This is a genomic window from Pseudonocardia abyssalis, from assembly GCF_019263705.2.
Taxonomy (GTDB): domain Bacteria; phylum Actinomycetota; class Actinomycetes; order Mycobacteriales; family Pseudonocardiaceae; genus Pseudonocardia; species Pseudonocardia abyssalis.
Map to the genome: position 1 here is coordinate 3,711,481 of NZ_JADQDK010000001.1, position 17,498 is coordinate 3,728,978.

The window sequence follows — 17,498 nt, forward strand, 5'->3', positions numbered from 1 at the left end:
ACCGCCGTGGAACGCCTCGTCGACGTCGCCCCCGGTGTCCGGCTCTGGGCCGAGGACCTCCCCGCCACCGGCTCGGACCCCGCGCCCGAGCCCGTACTGCTCGTGATGGGCGCCAACGCCTCCGGGCTCACCTGGCCCGACGAGCTGGTCGCCCGGCTCGCCGAGCGCCACCGCGTGATCCGCTACGACCACCGCGACACCGGCCGCTCGACGTGGGCGTTCGACGAGCGCCCCTACGCGATCGCCGAGCTCGCCCGCGACGCCGTGGCCGTCCTCGACGCGTTCGACGTGCCGCGGGCGCACGTCGTCGGGATGTCGCTGGGCGGGGTCCTGGTACAGCTGATGCTGCTCGACGCGCCCGGGCGCGTCGCCACGGCCACGGTGTTCTGCACCGCCGCGCTCGGCGGGTACGGCTCGCCCGACCTGCCGCCGCCGTCGGCGGAGCTGCTCGCGCTCTGGGAGCACATGGCCGACCCCCGCGACGTCGACGCCGAGCTCGACTGGCGCGTCGCGCACTGGCGGCTGCTCAGCGGCACCGGCACCCCGTTCGACGCCGACGGGTTCCGCGCACTGGAGCGGCGGGTGATCGCCCACGCCGGGCGCCACGACAACACCGCCGCACACGCCCGCGCCGCCCAGGACGGCCTCGACCGGGGCGACGAGCTCGCCGCCGTCGAGGTGCCTGTGCTGGTCGTCGAGGCGCCGGAGGACCCGATCAACCCGCCGCCGCACTCCGGGCACCTGGCCCGGGCGCTGGGCCGCGGACGGCTGGTGCGGATCCCGGGGATGGGCCACGCGATCACGGGCACGGTGGTGGCGCCGCTGGCGGCGGCGATCCTGACGCAGACGACCGGGGCTCACGCCCCCCAGCGGTAACGGCGCTCGGGACGACCGGTGCCGCCGTAGCGCTGCCGCACCACCGCCGCCCCGGTCTCGACGAAATGCTCCAGGTAGCGCCGGGCGCTGACCCTCGACAGCTCGGTGCGCTCGGCGCACTCCGACGCGGACAGGTCGCCGTCGGCGTCGCGCAGCACCTTCTCGACGATCCGGGCGGTGGTCGACGTCAGCCCCTTCGGCAGTCGGGTGGCGACGCCGGGGCGCGAGCCGAACACGGTGTCGATGTCGTCCTGACCCGCCCGGTCCAGCCCCGCCAGCCGCCCACGCACCCGCCCGATCCGCTCCACGTGCTGGGCCAGCACGGCCGCGTCGAAGGGCTTCACGAGGTAGTGCGCGGCCCCGCCGTGCAGGGCCCCGGTGACGGTCACCGAGTCGTCGGCCGCGGTGATCATCAGGACGAACGGGTCGTCGGTGGCACCCGTGCGCAGCAGCCGCAGCACCTCCAGCCCGGAGACGTCGGGCAGGTAGACGTCGAGCAGCACGAGGTCCGGGCGCAGCGCCTTCGCCATCCGCAGCGCGTCGCCGCCGGTGTGCGCGACGCCCACCACGGTGCACCCGGGGATCCGGGCGACGTAGCCGCTGTGCACGCGGGCCACCATGAAGTCGTCGTCGACGACGAGCACCTTCATCGGTCCACCCCCGGCAGCGTCGCGGTGAACACCGCACCGTCCTCGTTGTGCACCGCGATCGTGCCACCCCGGCGCAGGCACACCTGCCGGGCGAGGGCGAGCCCCAGCCCGCGCCCACCGGGCTCCTCGGCCGCCTTCGTCGTGAAGCCGTGCCGGAACACCTCGTCGGCGAGCTCCGTCGCGACCCCGGGGCCGGAGTCGCGGACGGTGACCCGCACGCCGTCCCCGGTGCCGTCGAGCCCGGCCTCGACCCACCCGCCCGCACCCGCGGCGTCGATCGCGTTGTCGACGAGGTTGCCCAGCACCGTCACGACGTCGGCGGAGAACGCGGCGTCGCGGCGGGCGGCGGCGAGCCGGGTGCCGGCCGCGAGCCGCAGCGCGACGCCCCGCTCGGTGGCCAGGCTCGCCTTCGCCACCAGCAGGGCCGCCGCGGCCGGGTCGCCGACCCGCTCGGTGACCTCGCGCCGCCACTGCCCGGACTCCGCCACCACACCCGCGACGAACCGGCGCACCTCGTCGTGCTCGCCCAGCTCGGTGAGCCCGGCGATCGTGTGCAGCCGGTTCGCGAACTCGTGGGTCTGCGCGCGCAGGGTGTCGGTGACGTGCCGGGAGGCGTCGAGGCGGTCCTGCAGGGTGGCGAGCTCGGTGCGGTCCCGCAGCGTCACGACCGCCCCCACCTCCGTCCCGTCGACGACGACCGGCATCCGGTTGAGCACGAGCACCCGCGCCCCGCGCAGCACGACCTGGTCCTCCCCCGCGCTCGCGCCGGTGAGGACGTCGCGCAGGCGGTCGTCGAGGGCGTCGAGCTCGGGCATGCCGCGCTCGGCGTCGGCGGGCAGGTCGAGCAGCTCGCGCGCGGCGCCGTTGAGCAGCGTCACGCGGTGCGCGGCGTCCATGCCGACCACCCCCTCCTTGACGCCGAGCAGCATCGCCTCGCGCCGCTGCACCAGCTCGACGATCTCCGCGGGCTCCAGCCCGAGGGTCTGCCGGCGGACCCGGCGGGCCAGCAGCAGCGACCCCACCACCCCGACGACGAGAGCGACGCCGAGCAGCACCGCGGTCCGGCCCGGCGCGGCGGCGAGCCCGGTGAGCAGCGGCGGGGCCTCGACGCGGGCCTCGACGATCCCGGCGACCGTCCCGTCGTCGGCGATCACCGGCACCTGCGCGACGACCGTGCGCCCGTCCGGGTAGCCGACCCAGGACCGGCCGGTCACCGCGGTGCTGGCCCCCAGTTCGAACGGCCGCCCGACGTCGGCGGGGTCGGCGGCGGTGCGGACCACCAGGTCGGCGTCGGCGACGGCGATCTCGTCGGCCCCCGAGAGGTTCCGCGCGGTCGTCGCGATGCCGGGCAGCGGGCCGTACTCGCCCACCACCAGGCTCTGCCGCAGCGCCGCGGTGGCGGCGACGTCCTCGGCGACCGACAGCATCCGCCTGCCCTCGGTCTCCCGGAACGCGGCGTCGGACTGCGTCACGGCGAGCACGGCGACGGCGGCGAGGAGCAGGGCGACGATGCCGAGCTGCCACCCCAGGAACTGCCGCGCCAGCGTGCGGCGTGCGGCAGGTCGTCCGGGCATGTCCGCAGCCTGGCACGCGCGTGACCGAAACGACCACAACGACCGTTGCGTCGCGAAGCGAGACACCGGGCGTGACGCCACGCACGATGACGCGGACCACACCTCGACGGAGAGGAACGGACATGCGCCCCCGGACCCTGCTGGGAGTACTCGCGGCCATCGCCGTGGTGCTGCTGGTGCCACCCCTGATCGGCACGGCCGCGGGCGGCGGTGACGGCACCCAGCTGCGCGGGCTGCGGGTGCTCGTCCCGAACGCGCCCGGCGGCGGCTACGACATCACCGCCCGCACCGCGGCCCGCGCGATGGAGGACTCCGGCACGTCCGGCGCGGTGGAGGTGTTCAACCTCCCCGGCGCGGGCGGCACCGTCGGCCTCGGGCGCACCGTCAACGAGAGCGGCAACGACCGGCTCGTCATGTCGATGGGGCTCGGCGTCGTCGGCGCGGTGTTCACCAACTCCTCGCCCGCCACCCTCGCCGACGTCACGCCGATCGCCCGGCTGACGCAGGAGAGCGAGATCGTCGTCGTCGGCAAGGACTCGCCGTACACCTCGATCGACCAGCTCGTCGCGGCGTGGACGGCGGACCCGGGCGCGGTGCCCGTCGGCGGCGGGTCCTCCCCCGGCGGCCCCGACCACCTCGCCCCGATGCTCATGGCCCAGGCCGTCGGGCTGGAGCCGAGCGCGGTCAACTACGTCTCCTACGACGGCGGCGGCGAGCTGCTCGCCGCGGTGCTGGGCGACAAGGTGGCGTTCGGGGTGTCCGGGCTCGGCGAGTTCGCCGAGCAGGTCGCCGCGGGCGAGCTGCGGGTCCTCGCCGTCACCTCGGCGGAGCGCGCGCCGGGCCTCGACGCGCCGACGCTGACCGAGTCGGGCGTCGACGTCGAGTTCACGAACTGGCGCGGGATCGTCGCCCCTCCCGGGCTCGACGACGCCGCACGCGCCGAGCTGGTCGACGCCTTCACCGCCCTGCACGGCACGCCGGAGTGGGACGAGGCGCTGGCGACCAACGGCTGGGACGACGCGTTCCTGGTCGGCGACGACTTCGGCGCGTTCCTCGCGGCCGAGAACGACCGCGTGGCCGGCGTGCTGCGGGAACTGGGGCTGGTGTCATGACGGTCTTGACGAAGGACTGGCTCCGCGAGCGCTCCGAGCTGGGCGTCTCCGTGCTGCTCGGCCTGGTCGGGCTGGTGGTCGTCGTCGACAGCCTGCTCGGCTCCGAGGCCTCCACGAGCTCCGACCCGCTCGGGCCGCACGCCCTGCCGCTGCTCGTCGGCGCGCTGCTGGTGGTCCTGGCCGTGCTGCTCGCCCGCGACGTGCTCTCCGGAGGGCACGGCGAGGCGGAGGGCGGCGAGGACGTCGACCTGACGGCGCCCGCCGACAAGCGCACCGTGCTGCTGCTCGCGGGCGTGCTCGTCGCGACCGCCGCGCTGATCCCGATCCTCGGCTGGCCACTGGCCGGCATGGGTCTGTTCTGGGGCGCGACCTACGCGCTCGGCTCGCGCTCGGTCCCCCGCGATCCGCTGATCGCGGCGGGGGTCTCGCTCGTCACCTGGATCGTGTTCGACGCCCTGCTCGGCGTCGACCTGCCCGGCGGGCCGCTGATGGGGGTGTTCGGCTGATGCTCGATTCACTGAACTCGTTGATGGGCGGCTTCTCCGCCGCCCTGACGCCGGGCAACCTGCTCTTCGCCGCGATCGGCGTGCTCCTGGGCACCGCGATCGGCGTGCTCCCGGGCATCGGTCCGGCCATGGCGGTCGCGTTGCTGCTGCCCGTCACCTACGCCTTCGACCCGACCGGCGCGTTCATCCTGTTCGCCGGCATCTACTTCGGGGCCATGTTCGGCGGCTCCACGACCTCGATCCTGCTCAACACCCCCGGCGAGTCCGCGTCGGTGATCGCGGCGATCGAGGGCAACCCGATGGCGAGGCAGGGTCGCGGGGCGCAGGCGCTCGCCGCGGCCGCGATCGGGCACTTCATCGGCGGGATCGTCGGGGCGGTCGGCATCGTGCTGCTGGCCCCGCTCGTCGCCTCGGTGGCCGTCGACATCGGCGCGCCCGACTACTTCGCGATCATGGTGCTGGCCTTCGTCGCGGTCACCGCGGTGCTGGGCACCTCGCGGGTCCGCGGGTTCGCCGCGCTGGCCATCGGCCTGACGATCGGGCTGGTCGGGCTCGACCCGATCTCCGGGCAGCCGCGGCTGACGTTCGGCGTGCCACAGCTCGCCGACGGTATCGACGTGATCATCGTCGCGGTCGGGCTGTTCGCGGTCGGCGAGGCGCTGTGGGTGGCCGCGCACCTGCGCCGCAAGAAGGACGAGGTCATCCCGGTCGGCCGCCCGTGGCTCTCCCGCGAGGACCTGCGGCACACGTGGAAGCCGTGGCTGCGCGGCCCGTTCATCGGGTTCACGTTCGGCTCGATCCCGGCGGGCGGCGCGGAGATGTCGACGTTCATGTCGTACGTGACCGAGCGGAAGCTGTCCAGGCGGCCCGAGCTGTTCGGGAAGGGCGCGATCGAGGGCGTCGCGGGCCCGGAGGCGGCGGCCAGCGCGTCGAGTGCGGGCACGCTGTCCACGATGCTGACCCTCGGCCTGCCGACCACCGCGATCGCGGCCGTCATGCTCGCGGCGTTCCAGCAGTTCGGCATCCAGCCGGGCCCGCTGCTGTTCGTCAACGAGCCCGACCTGGTCTGGACGCTCATCGCGAGCCTGTTCATCGGCCTGGTGCTGCTGCTGGTGCTCAACCTGCCGCTCGCGCCGGTCTGGGCCAAGCTGCTGCAGATCCCGCGGCCCTACCTCTACGCCGGCATCCTGTTCTTCGCCTGCGTCGGGGCGTACGCGGTGAGCGGCCAGCCCGTCGACCTGATCGTGCTCCTGGTGATCGGCTGCATCGGGTTCCTCATGCGCCGCTACGGCCTGCCGGTGCTGCCGGCGATCATCGGCGTCATCCTCGGGCCGGACGCGGAGCTGCAGCTGCGCCGCGCCCTGCAGATCGCCGATGGTGACTGGGGCACGCTGGTCTCGACCCCGCTGTCGGTCATCGTGTACCTGGTGATCGCGGTGCTGCTCCTGCTGCCCGCGATCCGCAAGGTCCTCGCGAGCCGACGCACCCCGCCCGCGGTGCAGGACGAGCAACAGCAGCAGGAGCCGGCGGACCGCTGACGGCGAGTTTGCCGAAACCCCCCGGCGAGTTTGCCGCATACGCACATTGAGTTGGCCGTCCCCGCACGTGCGGGGACGGCCAACTCGGCGTGCGCCGTCGGCACACTCGTCGGGTGGGGGTGGCGAACTCGCCGGGTCAGGTCGTGAGGGGCTTGCGGCCCCCGCCCGGGACCCCGGCGAAGGCCTGGGCGATCGTCAGCCACTCCGTCGCGACCGGGCCCGTGATCCGCAGGGCCGTGTCGTCGCGGTGGCGGCGCTGGGTGACGAGCAGGCAGAAGTCCAGGGCCGGGCCGGTGACGCGGTCGGCGGCGTCCTCCGGGCCCCACTCCCACGTCTGCCCGGACGGCGCCGTGAGCTCGACACGCACCGGCACCTCGGGGACGGGGCGGTCGCGCAGCAGGTAGCTGAAGGGCAGCGCGCGCACCCCGATGTGGGCGACGTGGCGCAGCCGCCCCGTCGGCTCGCGCGTGACCCCGACGGTGTCGGCGACGTCCTGCCCGTGCGCCCAGGTCTCCATGATCCGCGCCGTCAACGAGGAAGCGGCGCTCATCGGCGGCCCGTACCAGGGCACCCGGACGCCGGGGTCGAGGTCCCGGAACACCGCGACCAGCCGCTCCCGCGCGTCGTCGAACCACGCGATGAGCGCGGACGGCTCGAGGCCCCGGTACCCCGCGGCGATCGCGTCCGGGTCGATGCCGGAGCCCGTCAGCTCCGCGAGCGCGGCCCGGAACGCGTCGGGCTCGGTGGCCGACTGCACCGCGGCCGCGTCGAAGTGCGCGAGGTGACTCACCTGGTCGCGCACGGCCCAGCCCTCGGCCGGCGTCGGGGCGTCCCAGCCGGCGTCGTCGAGCGGGGCGAGCAGCGCCCGCAGGACGGCGGTCTCGGCGGCCAGGTCGTCGGCGAGGCGGTGCATGTCGGGTGCCATGGCCGAACTCTAGGAGAGCGGGGGTTTCGGGCACATGTCGCGGCGGTGACCTGCGGTGGAGTCGACACCACTTGGGTAAGCAGGCGCTGACATGCGGATCGTCCAATTACTGCATCCGGGGGTGTGACCTGGCGGGCAAATGGGTGTTACCAACCGTCCGGTGCTCTTGCGGGGCGATCCGGGCACCCGTGAGGGTCTCCCCTGTCGATCACTTTCGGTCGATCGAACGGAACTCGAGAGAGGCACCACCGATGTCCAAGCTCCCCAGCTCCCGCCGTCGCACCATCGCCACCCGCGTCGCCGTCGGCGTCGTCGCCGTCCCCGCACTGCTCCTCGGCCTGGGCGGCGCCGCCCAGGCCGCCGAGCTCACCCCGGTCGCGGAGTACCTCGACGGTGTCGTCGCCGACACCGACGCCGACCTGCTCGAGATCTTCACGACCCTGCTGTCCTGAGTGCCCGACGCGGCGGCCGGTCCGGGTCGGACCGGCCGCCGCGTCGTTCGTCGCACGGGTCGTACCGGCCACCGCGCACCACCCCGACCGCGCGGCCGCCGACGGGACCGTCGACGCCGGCCGTGAGAGGTCCGGGTGTGACGTACCACCCACCCGGGACACGCGGCCCCACCACGGGTATCAGGTCGGAACGCACCGACGTCGAACCGCCCGGAACGACCGTCGAACGGGTGGTGCGGGAGCCGCGAACCCTGAGAAGGGTGTGCACAGGGCGTATGGCATGGTTGCGCCGCGTCACTGTGGGAGGAGAGCCGTGCAGGTCGTCTCGATCATCAATCACAAGGGCGGCGTGGGCAAGACGACGCTCACCGCCAACCTCGGTGCCGGACTCGCCGCGCGAGGCAGGAAGGTCCTCTTGCTGGACCTCGACTCGCAGGCCAGCCTGACGGTCTCGTTCTTCACGCCACCGGAATGGGCCGAGCAACTGCTACCCGCCCGGACCATCAAGCACTGGTTCGACGGCCTCGACGACGGCACCGCCCTGCGGAGCCCCGACGAGCTGGTGTCGACCCCGCGCCGCGTGCGGGAGAAGCTGGGTCGCTCGCCCGGCCGGCTCGACCTCATCGCCGCGCACCGGGACCTGTCCGACGTCGACACGATGCTGGCCGCCCAGCTGATGTCGGCCCCGGAGCGCTTCCTCGACCTGCACAGCAGGCTGCGGGAGGGGCTGGAGCACCCGGCGTTCGCCGAGTACGACGTCGCACTGATCGACTGCGCGCCGAACTTCGGCCTCATCGCCCGCAACGCGGTGGCCGCGAGCGACCTGCTCCTGATCCCCACGAAGCCCGACTATCTGTCGACGAACGGCATCGACTCGCTCGGGCTCAAGATCCGCGAGTTCGTCGACGAGTACAACGCGCGTGCCCTCGACCCGATCACCCGCCCGCCGGCGTCGGTCGTGTTCACGATGGTGCAGCTGCACGACGACCGGCCGATCGAGGCGCAGCGCGCGGTGATGAGCCGGATCGAGGCCGGGGGCGTCGCTCCGCTGACCACCACGATCCGCGACAGCAAGGCCGTCTACGGACCCGCGCCGGAGTACGGCGTGCCGGTCATCCTCGGCGGCACCGGCCGCGCGCTCACCCGTGAGCTGCGCGAGCTGGTCTCCGAGGTCGCGGCCCAGATCGACGGCACCGAGGGTATGGCGGCGTGAGCGACCTCGCGAGCCTCGCGATCGCCCGGGCGCTCAACGACCTGTCCCCCGACCAGCTGCGCGACCTCGCCGAGGGGCGTGGGCGACTCGTGTACACGCCGTGCGCGCCGCCGACGCGCACGCGCCGCCCCGCACCCGTCGTGGACCTCGGGTGCGACGTCGACGCGATCCGCGGGATGCACTCCCGCACGGAGATCACCGAGCACCTGGCCGACCGGCGCTTCACGGTGCCGGTGCTGCGCGAACTGGCCCGCGCACTCGGCCCGACGGTGTCGACCGCCGGGCGCAACCGGGCCGAGCTGGTGCACGGCATCGTCGAGGGCACGGTGGGCTTCCGGGCCCGTTCCGCGGCGCTGTCCGGCGGGGCCTGGGCCTAGGGCCGCTTCTCCCCCGCCTCCACCGCCACCGGCAGCACGTTGCCGGCCGGCGGCAGCGGGCAGGTGGCGAAATCGGTGAACGCGCACGGCAGGTTCACCAGCCGGTTCAGGTCGACGCGCACGCGCCCGTCGACCGGGTCCGGCACCTGCACCGAACGCCCGCCCGGGTAGGTCGAGACGCCGTTCGTGGCGTCGCGGAAGTGCAGCGACAACCCGCCCTGCTTGCCCGGCATCGCGACCAGGGTGTGCTCCTCCCCGCCGAGGACGAAGCGGACCACGCCGACAGCGGTGAGATGGTGCCGCAGCCCGTCCACCACCGCGTCGACGGTGATCGGCTCGGGCTCCGCGTAGGGCTCGTACGTGCCGTCGACGACCCAGCGCTCGTCGACGTCGAACGTCGGCACCCCGGTGAACCCGATGCGCGTCGACGCCTGCGGGTCGCGCACCCGCAGCGCGTGCTCGTCGGTGCGCCGCGCGATCTCGATCACCTTCTCCCCCACCTCCACGAGCGAGCCGGGCAGGCCGTCCACCGGGTGCAGCGTCACGGTCCCGTCGACCGGGCGCGCCCCCCGCACCCCGCGCACCGCGAGGCCGTCGGCGACGGCCGCGGTGATCACGACGCCGTCCGCAGTGGCGCTCCAGAGGCCGGGCAGGCCGTCGACCGTCGAGGGCTCGGCGGTGAGCCAGTGCAGCGCGGTCAGGCTGAGCCAGCCGTGCGGTTCGCGGAGTTGTTCCTCGCGCTCGGCGTGCCAGGCGTCCCACGCGGCGTGCAGGTCCAGGGTCGTGGTCATGACCGGTGTAACGCGTCCGCGCGCGCGTTCATGCCGGATCGCGCCGAGAAATGTGGCCGATACCGCTCGGGGTTGACACCGTCGCGCGGACCACGCAGGGTGGAAATCATGTTTGCGCGCGAGTCCTGTTGTCGACGCCATGTCGACCTGCTCCGCGTCGCCTCTTCCGCCTGTCGCTGACGGCGGATCGCTGCAGGTCATCGCGCTTCAGCGCATCCCGGCGCGTTTGTCCGATCATTTCCCGCCCCTTATCCCAGAAACGGCTCCCGTATGTCCGAAGAATCGCTCCACACGCCCCTGAAATTCGCCTACTGGGTGCCGAACGTCAGCGGCGGTCTGGTCACCAGCACCATCGAGCAGCGCACCGACTGGGGCTACGACTACAACAAGAAGCTCGCCCGGACCGCCGAGAACAGCGGCTTCGAGTACGCGCTCTCGCAGGTCCGCTACATGGCCAGCTACGGGGCCGACCACCAGCACGAGTCGACGAGCTTCTCCCTCGCGCTGCTGCTCGCCACCGAGCGCCTCAAGGTCATCGCCGCGGTGCACCCGGGGCTCTGGCAGCCGGGTGTGCTCTCCAAGTGGGTCGCCACCGCCGACCACCTGTCGAAGGGGCGCATCGCGGTCAACGTCGTCAGCGGTTGGCTCAAGGCCGAGTTCACCGCGCTCGGCGAGCCGTGGCTCGAGCACGACGAGCGCTACCGCCGCACCGAGGAGTTCATCCGCGTCCTGCGCGAGATCTGGACCAGCGACAGCGCCGAGTTCCGCGGCGACTTCTACCGGATCCACGACTTCGACCTCAAGCCCAAGCCCTTCGACGTCCCGGGCCGCGCGCACCCGGAGATCTTCCAGGGCGGCAACTCCTCCGCCGCGCGGCGCAACGGCGGCCGGGTCTCCGACTGGTACTTCTCCAACGGCAAGGACTACGAGGGCTTCACCGAGCAGGTCACCGAGGTCCTCGGGCACGCGACGGACGCGGGCCGCACCACGCCGCCGAAGTTCGGGCTCAACGGCTTCATGATCGCCCGCGACACCGAGAAGGAGGCCCGCGAGACGCTGCGCGAGATCATCGCGAAGGCCAACAAGCCGGCCGTCGAGGGCTTCCGCGACGCCGTGCAGCAGGCCGGGGCGTCCACCGGGAACAAGCAGGGCATGTGGGCGGACTCGTCGTTCGAGGACCTCGTCCAGTACAACGACGGCTTCCGCACCCAGCTCATCGGCACCCCGGAGCAGATCGCCGACCGGATCGTCGAGTACAAGCGCCGCGGGGCGAACCTCATGCTGCTCGGCTACCTGCACTTCCAGGAGGAGGTCGAGCACTTCGGCACGCACGTGCTGCCGATCATCCGCGAGAAAGAGGCCGAGCTCGCCGAGCGCGGCACGCCCGCACTGGTCTGACCTCCGTGTACCCCAAGCTCCTCACGCGCCGGCGGCACATCGATCTGCTCCGGTCGGTGTCCACCGCGTGTCGGTGACCCCGTTCCGGTCCGTCGTTCCGACACCAGCGAGAGGTACACCCCATGACCACGCTCGAGACCCGTCCCACCGCAGCGCCCGACTGGGCGTCGCAGCCGACCCCCGACTCCGCCGACGCCTGGCTCGCCCGCGCCCGTGAGGTGCGCGAGATCCTCGCGTCCGACGCCGCCGCCCGCGACCGGGCGGCCGAGACCCCGTACACCGAGGTCGCCCTGCTCAAGGCCTCCGGGCTCGTCACCCTCCTCGGCCCCGTCGCCGACGGCGGCGGCGGTCAGGAGTGGCCGCTGGCCTACCGGGTCGTCCGCGAGGTCGCGGCCGGCGACGGCTCCATCGGCCAGCTGCTCGGCTACCACTACCTGTGGTTCTGGGCCGCGCGGCTCGTCGGCACGAGGGAGCAGATCGCCGCCGTCGAGTCCGACGCCACCCGCAACAGGTGGTTCTTCGGCGGCGCGGTCAACCCGCGCGACTCCGACGTGCAGATCCGCGACGAGGGCACGCAGATCGTCTACAACGGACGGAAGACGTTCTCCACCGGCAGCAGGGTTTCCGACGTCACCGTGCTCGAGGGCGTGCTGGAGGGCACCGACACCCACGTCTTCGCGATCGTGCCGAGCGACCAGCCGGGCATCGTCTTCCACGACGACTGGGACAACATCGGCCAGCGCCTCACCGAGAGCGGCAGCGTCACGATCACCGACGTCGCCGTGCCGTGGGAGGCGGCGGCCGGGTTCGTCGACAAGGCGTTCCAGCCACGGGTCTACAACACGCTCAACGTGCCGACCATCCAGTTGGTGTTCGTCAGCTTCTACCTGGGCATCGCCCGGGGCGCGCTGGAGTCCGGGCTGGAGTACACCCGCACGCAGACCCGCCCGTGGCTGCACGGCGGGCAGGAACGGGCCGTCGACGAGCCTTACCAGCTCGACCTCTACGGCGACTACGCCTCCAAGCTGTGGGCCGTCGAGGCGCTGGCCGACCAGGTGGCGCAGGAGGGCCTGGCGATCCACCACGACGCGTGGGAGGTCACCGAGCAGCAGCGCGGCGAGCACGAGGTTCGGGTTGCGGCGGTGAAGGCGCGGGCCACCGACGTCGCGCTGGAGATCACCAGCGGCATCTTCGAGGGGCTCGGGGCCCGGGCCACCGCGGCGGCGCTGGGCTTCGACCGGTTCTGGCGCGACGTGCGCACCCACTCCCTGCACGACCCGGTGGCGTACAAGCGCCGCGAGGTGGGGGCGTTCCTGCTGCGCGACGAGCTGCCCGAGCCCACCTGGTACTCCTGACCCCCGTGCGCGGAAACGCCTGCCGGAGCGAGCGTTTCCGCGCACGAGCTAGCCCACCCGCATGTGCTCGCGGTGCGGCAGCCCCGGGTGCTCGACGGGGGTGACGCGCGGCAGGAACCGGCCGGTGCGGGCGGCGTAGTCGGTGTAGGTCTCGCCGTGCAGGCGGGCCAACGCCGGCTCCCGCACCGCCCGGACCTGCACCTGCACCGCGACGACGAGCAGCACCGCGGCCAGGACGCCCAGCACCGTCGGCACCATCACGAGCGTGCCGGACATCGCGAGCACCGTCCCGGTCAGACCGGGGTGGCGCACCCAGCGGCGCAGGCCACCGGTGGCGAGCACCCGGTCGCCGCTCCGCGCGGCGGCGATCTGCGCCTGCACCACCTGGGCCTGTGCGGCCAGGAGCAGGGAGACCCCGAGGAGGGCCAGACCGGCCCCGATCACGACGAGCCCGGGGTCGTCGAACAGGGCGATCGGGTCGAGGACGTCGGTGCCGACGAGCAGCGGGGCGGCCAGCCCGAGCACCGTCGCCACGGCGAAGAGCCCGCGGGCCCAGCCGGCCGCCGCACCGGCCGAGGGCCGCCGCCCCGGCACCTGCGCGAGGTGGCGCCCCCACGCCCCGAGCAGCACCGCGGCCAGTCCGATCCCGAGCGCGATCCAGCCCGCGGCGTGGTGGTCGAGCACGGCGGCGACGGCACTCCAGACCGGCACCTGCGTGAGCTCCGCGACCGCCTCCGCGGCGAGCCCCAGCCCGAACACGACGAACAGGACCGCGGCCCCGATCGCGATGGTGCGCTCGGGAAGCCGCTTGCCCAGCTGGCGCCCGACGACGATCGCCAGCGCGTCGGCCGCCACCATGCCGATCGTCGAACCCACCCACACCCCGGCCCAGCCGTACTGCGTGGCCAGCGTGATCGTGGCGAGCATCGTCTTGTCGCCCAGCTCGGCGAGGAAGAACGCGACGGTGACGGCGAGCAGCGCCGACCCCCCGACCCGTGCGGCCTTCGCCTGCTCGGAGTCGCTGAGCGAGTCGCCGCGCAGTGTCCACGCGCCGAACCCGAGGAACATGACCGCCGCGATCAGCGAGATCCAGCCCGTCGGCAGGGCGGCGCCGAGGCCGTGACCGACGGCGACGGAGAGCAGGTGCACCACCGAGGTGGCGACGGTGATACCGACGATCACCGTCCACGCGCGGTAGCGGGTGGCGAAGGCCAGAGCCATGAGCTGCGACTTGTCACCCAGCTCCGCGACGAACACGACGGCGGCGCTGACGGCGCACGCGAGCAAGAACCCGTCCACGGGACACATCCCTCGATCTCGGACCGGATCGAGGTGGCGGACCACTCCGACCCGGATGACGTAACCGGATCGAAGGTCTCGCTCGCCTGGTGGTGCAGGCCGTGCGGCCGGGAGCCCGCTGGAGGCGGAGCGCCAGTATGTCGACCGCGACGTTGGGAGCTACTCCCCTTCGCGTCCGCCAGCATACGCTCCGGGTGTCCGGTCGTCCCGGTGGAAGACCCGTGGAGGAGATCACATGCCCGAAGCCGTCATCGTCGACGCGGTCCGCACCCCCATCGGCAGGCGGAAGGGCTCGCTCGCCGAGGTCCACCCGGTCGACCTGTCCGCGGTGGTGCTCCGCGCGCTCGCGCAGCGCACGGGCCTCGACCCGGAGGTCGTCGACGACGTCGTGTGGGGCTGTGTCAACCAGGTCGGCGACCAGGCGGCGCAGATCGGGCGCTACGGCGTGCTCGCGGCGGGCTGGCCGGAGTCCGTGCCGGGCGTCACGATCAACCGGGCGTGCGGGTCGAGCCAGTCGTCGTTCGACTTCGCGGCCGGGATGGTCATGGCCGGGCAGTACGACGTCGTGGTGGCCGGTGGCGTCGAGTCGATGACGCGGGTGCCGCTCGGATCGGGCCGCGACCTCGGCCGCCCCTACGGCCCGCTGGTCCGCGAGCGCTACGCCGCCGACCTCACCAGCGGCGAGTTCCCCGGCGAGGACTTCAACCAGGGCATCGGCGCGGAGCGCATCGCCGCCGCGTGGGGCTTCTCGCGCCGGCAGCTCGACGAGTACTCGGCGCGCTCGCACGAGCTCGCCGCCGCGGCGATCGACGCCGGGGCGTTCGACGGCCAGCTCGCCGCGGTCCCCGGCGCGCCCGACCTCGTCGCCGACGAGGGACTGCGCCGCGGCACCACGGCCGACACCCTCGCGAAGCTCAAGCCGGTCTTCCGCGAGGACGGTGTGATCCACGCGGGCAACAGCTCGCAGATCTCCGACGGCGCGTCGGCTGTGCTGATCATGTCCGCCGAGCGCGCGGCCGAGCTGGGGCTCACCCCGATCGCCCGCTACCACGGCGGCGCGGTCGCCGGGGCCGATCCGCTCAAGATGCTGACCGGTCCGATCCCGGCCACCGCGAAGGTCCTCAAGCGCACCGGGCTGTCGGTCTCCGACATCGGCGCGTTCGAGGTCAACGAGGCCTTCGCCCCGGTCCCGATGGCGTGGCAGGCCGAGTTCGACGCCGACCCCGACCGGCTCAACCCGCTCGGCGGCGCGATCGCGGTCGGGCACCCGCTCGGGGCGTCCGGCACCGTCCTGATGACGCGGCTGGTGCACCACATGCGCGACAAGGACATCCGCTACGGCCTGCAGACGATGTGCGAGGGCGGCGGCACCGCCAACGCCACGATCGTCGAGCTGCTGCGCTGACCGTCACCGGGGCTCGAGGATCTCCCGGACCGGGCCCGCCCACCGCTCGTGGGCGGCCTGGCGGGTGGTCCCGGCCGCGGTGGCGATCTCCTCCCAGGTGGCGCCGTGGCGCCGCAGGCCGAGCACCGTCGGCAGCGGGTCGAGGCCCGCGCCCAGTCCGATCCGCAGCTGCAGGAGCTGCCAGGCGCGCTCGCGCCGCCGCGGGGCGTCGGTGCCCTCCTCGGCGTGCCACTCGACGCTGCCCGGTGCGGGCCAGGCGCCGAGCAGGGCGTCGGCCTGGCGGCCCGCCTCCCCGACGGCGGCCACCTGCACCGCCGCCGCGGCCGCGGTGACGTCGATCTCCAGCGCGGTCCGGACCGGGTCGCCCTCCATGCGCGTCAAGGTAGCCCTGACAGCGGAGAACCGGTAGGAGATTCCCAGCGAGGTCTCAGGTCCCTCCCAGACTCGGGGTTCACCGTGGGCCCATGACCGAGAACAGGGAGCAGGGACCGGACGCGAGCGCGCCCCAGGGCCCCCGCACCGACCAGCACCCCGTCCCCGCCTACGCGGGAGCCCCCGCACCCGACGGGCACGGCGGGTCCCAGCCCGCCTACGTCCCCCAGGGGTGGAACCAGCCGCCGTCCTACGGCGGCTACGGCGGTGGCCCGACGGGACCGACCGGCCCCGGTGGCCCACCCACGGTCGCCGAGGAACGCCCGCGCCGGCCGCGCACGATGACCGGGATCGTCACCGCCGCCCTGATCGCGGGCCTGGTCGGCGGCGGGGCCGGCTTCGGCGGCGCGTACGCCGTGTTCGGTGACAACCCCTCGTCCTCGACGACCCTCACGTCCTCCGCCGCGTCGCCCGTCGCGAACGCCGAGCCGGGGACCGTCGCCGGGGCCGCGTCGATCGCGTCACCGAGCACCGTCGACATCCGCGTCACGCTCGCCCAGGGCACCGCGGAGGGCAGCGGCGTCGTCCTCACCGCCGAGGGCGACGTGCTCACGAACAACCACGTCGTCGCGGGCAGCACCGGAGCGATCACCGTGACGCTGGCCGACGGCTCCACGCACGCGGCGACCGTCGTCGGCACCTCCCCGAGCTACGACCTCGCCGTGCTCAGGCTCCAGGACGTCTCCGGGCTCACCCCCGCGACGCTGGGCAACAGCGCGGACCTGCAGGTCGGGCAGCAGGTCGTCGCGATCGGGTCGCCACAGGGCCTCACCGGGACCGTCACCACCGGCATCGTCAGCGCCTTCGACCGCACCGTGGCCGTGCAGGGCGAGGACGGCTCGGCCGTCGTCTACAACGGGCTGCAGACCGACGCCCCGATCAACCAGGGCAACTCCGGCGGCCCGCTGGTCGACCTGCAGGGCCGCGTCGTCGGGATCAACTCCGCGATCGCCACCGGCAGCAGCCAGAGCACCGGCAGCATCGGCCTCGGCTTCGCGATCCCCGTCGACCAGGCCAAGCGCGTGGCCCAGGAGATCCTCGACTCCGGCACGGCCACCAAGCCGGTGCTCGGCGTGCAGGGCAACGCGGCGACGACCGACGGCGGCGGCGCCCAGATCGCGGCCGTCGAACCGGGGTCGGCGGCGGCGCAGGCCGGGCTCGCGGCCGGGGACGTCGTGACGAAGGTCCAGGACGCCCGCGTCGAGGACTTCGCCGACCTGGTCGCCCGCGTCGGCGCCCGGTCCCCCGGCGAGCAGGTGACGCTGACGGTGACGAACGGCGGGGCCGAGCGCACCGTCGAGGTCACCCTGGGCAGCACCCCGGACCAGGCCGCGTCGACCAGCAGCGGCGGTCAGACGCAGAGCAGCCCGCAGAGCCCGTTCGGCCAGAGCCCGTTCGGCCAGAGCCCCTTCGGCGGCAACTGACCCGGGCCCGGGGACAGCGACTCAGGGGCGGAAGAACAGCGACTCGCGGACATCCCCGCGAGTCGCTGATTCTCCGCCCGCGAGTCGCTGTTTCTCCGCCCGCGAGTCGCTGATTCTCCGCCCGCGAGTCGCTGATTCTCCGCCCGCGGGTCGCTGCTGCGCGCCCCTGAG

General features: G+C 73.6%; 17 protein-coding genes. 11 read left to right on the top strand and 6 right to left on the bottom strand.

Annotated elements, in window-relative coordinates; translation table 11 throughout:
• Window positions 1-6: 6 nt before the first annotated feature.
• The gene (locus I4I81_RS18015; RefSeq protein ID WP_218605027.1) at window positions 7-876 is read left to right on the top strand and encodes an alpha/beta fold hydrolase; all 870 of its coding nucleotides are present in this window, start codon (window positions 7-9) and stop codon (window positions 874-876) included.
• On the opposite strand, the gene I4I81_RS18020 is transcribed toward I4I81_RS18015, so the two are convergent.
• Both I4I81_RS18020 and I4I81_RS18025 read right to left on the bottom strand, forming a co-directional pair.
• Window positions 858-1,526: a response regulator gene (locus tag I4I81_RS18020; RefSeq protein ID WP_218616204.1), complete on the bottom strand. Its 669-nt coding sequence runs from the start codon at window positions 1,524-1,526 to the stop codon at window positions 858-860. The genes I4I81_RS18015 and I4I81_RS18020 overlap by 19 nt on opposite strands.
• A complete protein-coding gene (locus I4I81_RS18025; protein WP_218616205.1) occupies window positions 1,523-3,100 on the bottom strand; it encodes a sensor histidine kinase in 1,578 nt (525 codons plus the stop codon). Before I4I81_RS18025 ends, I4I81_RS18020 begins: the two co-directional genes overlap by 4 nt.
• 122 nt (window positions 3,101-3,222) lie before the next feature.
• Between I4I81_RS18025 and I4I81_RS18030 the strand changes: the two genes are divergently transcribed.
• The 3 genes from I4I81_RS18030 to I4I81_RS18040 are packed head-to-tail and all read left to right on the top strand — an operon-like array spanning window position 3,223 to window position 6,256.
• Window positions 3,223-4,212 carry a Bug family tripartite tricarboxylate transporter substrate binding protein gene (locus tag I4I81_RS18030; protein WP_218601942.1) on the top strand — a complete coding sequence of 330 codons (990 nt, stop codon included), beginning with the start codon at window positions 3,223-3,225 and terminating at the stop codon, window positions 4,210-4,212.
• Entirely contained in the window at window positions 4,209-4,718 is a 510-nt protein-coding gene (locus I4I81_RS18035; RefSeq protein WP_218601943.1) for a tripartite tricarboxylate transporter TctB family protein, read from the top strand. The genes I4I81_RS18030 and I4I81_RS18035 overlap by 4 nt, the downstream gene beginning before the upstream one ends.
• Window positions 4,718-6,256, top strand: coding sequence for a tripartite tricarboxylate transporter permease (locus I4I81_RS18040; RefSeq protein ID WP_218601944.1), 1,539 nt, complete (start codon window positions 4,718-4,720; stop codon window positions 6,254-6,256). The genes I4I81_RS18035 and I4I81_RS18040 overlap by 1 nt, the downstream gene beginning before the upstream one ends.
• 136 nt (window positions 6,257-6,392) lie before the next feature.
• Here I4I81_RS18040 and I4I81_RS18045 read toward each other — a convergent pair whose 3' ends face one another.
• Window positions 6,393-7,181, bottom strand: a complete 789-nt coding sequence (locus I4I81_RS18045; RefSeq protein WP_218601945.1) for a TIGR03084 family metal-binding protein — start codon at window positions 7,179-7,181, stop codon at window positions 6,393-6,395.
• 251 nt (window positions 7,182-7,432) lie between these two features.
• Here I4I81_RS18045 and I4I81_RS18050 point away from each other — a divergent pair, with 251 nt between their 5' ends.
• The 3 genes from I4I81_RS18050 to I4I81_RS18060 all read left to right on the top strand — a co-directional run bounded on the left by I4I81_RS18050 (window position 7,433) and on the right by I4I81_RS18060 (window position 9,223).
• Window positions 7,433-7,633 carry a hypothetical protein gene (locus I4I81_RS18050; protein ID WP_218601962.1) on the top strand — a complete coding sequence of 67 codons (201 nt, stop codon included), beginning with the start codon at window positions 7,433-7,435 and terminating at the stop codon, window positions 7,631-7,633.
• A gap of 313 nt (window positions 7,634-7,946) precedes the next feature.
• Complete coding sequence (locus I4I81_RS18055; protein WP_218601946.1) at window positions 7,947-8,846, top strand: ParA family protein; 900 nt, start codon at window positions 7,947-7,949, stop codon at window positions 8,844-8,846.
• On the top strand, window positions 8,843-9,223 hold the full coding sequence (locus tag I4I81_RS18060; protein WP_218601947.1) for a hypothetical protein: 381 nt from the start codon (window positions 8,843-8,845) through the stop codon (window positions 9,221-9,223). The genes I4I81_RS18055 and I4I81_RS18060 overlap by 4 nt, the downstream gene beginning before the upstream one ends.
• Here I4I81_RS18060 and I4I81_RS18065 read toward each other — a convergent pair.
• Window positions 9,220-10,014, bottom strand: coding sequence for a DUF1684 domain-containing protein (locus tag I4I81_RS18065; protein WP_218601948.1), 795 nt, complete (start codon window positions 10,012-10,014; stop codon window positions 9,220-9,222). The two genes, I4I81_RS18060 and I4I81_RS18065, sit on opposite strands and share 4 nt — an antisense overlap.
• Window positions 10,015-10,284: 270 nt before the next feature.
• Here I4I81_RS18065 and sfnG point away from each other — a divergent pair, with 270 nt between their 5' ends.
• On the top strand, window positions 10,285-11,412 hold the full coding sequence (sfnG, locus tag I4I81_RS18070; RefSeq protein ID WP_218601949.1) for a dimethylsulfone monooxygenase SfnG: 1,128 nt from the start codon (window positions 10,285-10,287) through the stop codon (window positions 11,410-11,412).
• A gap of 122 nt (window positions 11,413-11,534) precedes the next feature.
• Complete coding sequence (locus I4I81_RS18075) at window positions 11,535-12,767, top strand: acyl-CoA dehydrogenase family protein (protein WP_218601950.1); 1,233 nt, start codon at window positions 11,535-11,537, stop codon at window positions 12,765-12,767.
• Between the two features lie 48 nt (window positions 12,768-12,815).
• Here I4I81_RS18075 and I4I81_RS18080 read toward each other — a convergent pair whose 3' ends face one another.
• Window positions 12,816-14,066, bottom strand: a complete 1,251-nt coding sequence (locus I4I81_RS18080; protein WP_226363439.1) for a TMEM165/GDT1 family protein — start codon at window positions 14,064-14,066, stop codon at window positions 12,816-12,818.
• 235 nt (window positions 14,067-14,301) lie between these two features.
• Between I4I81_RS18080 and I4I81_RS18085 the strand changes: the two genes are divergently transcribed.
• Window positions 14,302-15,471 carry a thiolase family protein gene (locus tag I4I81_RS18085; protein ID WP_218601952.1) on the top strand — a complete coding sequence of 390 codons (1,170 nt, stop codon included), beginning with the start codon at window positions 14,302-14,304 and terminating at the stop codon, window positions 15,469-15,471.
• A gap of 3 nt (window positions 15,472-15,474) precedes the next feature.
• Here the strand turns inward: I4I81_RS18085 and I4I81_RS18090 are convergent, their stop codons facing one another.
• Entirely contained in the window at window positions 15,475-15,843 is a 369-nt protein-coding gene (locus tag I4I81_RS18090; protein ID WP_218601953.1) for a hypothetical protein, read from the bottom strand.
• 92 nt (window positions 15,844-15,935) lie between these two features.
• Between I4I81_RS18090 and I4I81_RS18095 the strand changes: the two genes are divergently transcribed.
• Window positions 15,936-17,327: a S1C family serine protease gene (locus I4I81_RS18095; protein ID WP_218601954.1), complete on the top strand. Its 1,392-nt coding sequence runs from the start codon at window positions 15,936-15,938 to the stop codon at window positions 17,325-17,327.
• Window positions 17,328-17,498: the final 171 nt, after the last annotated feature.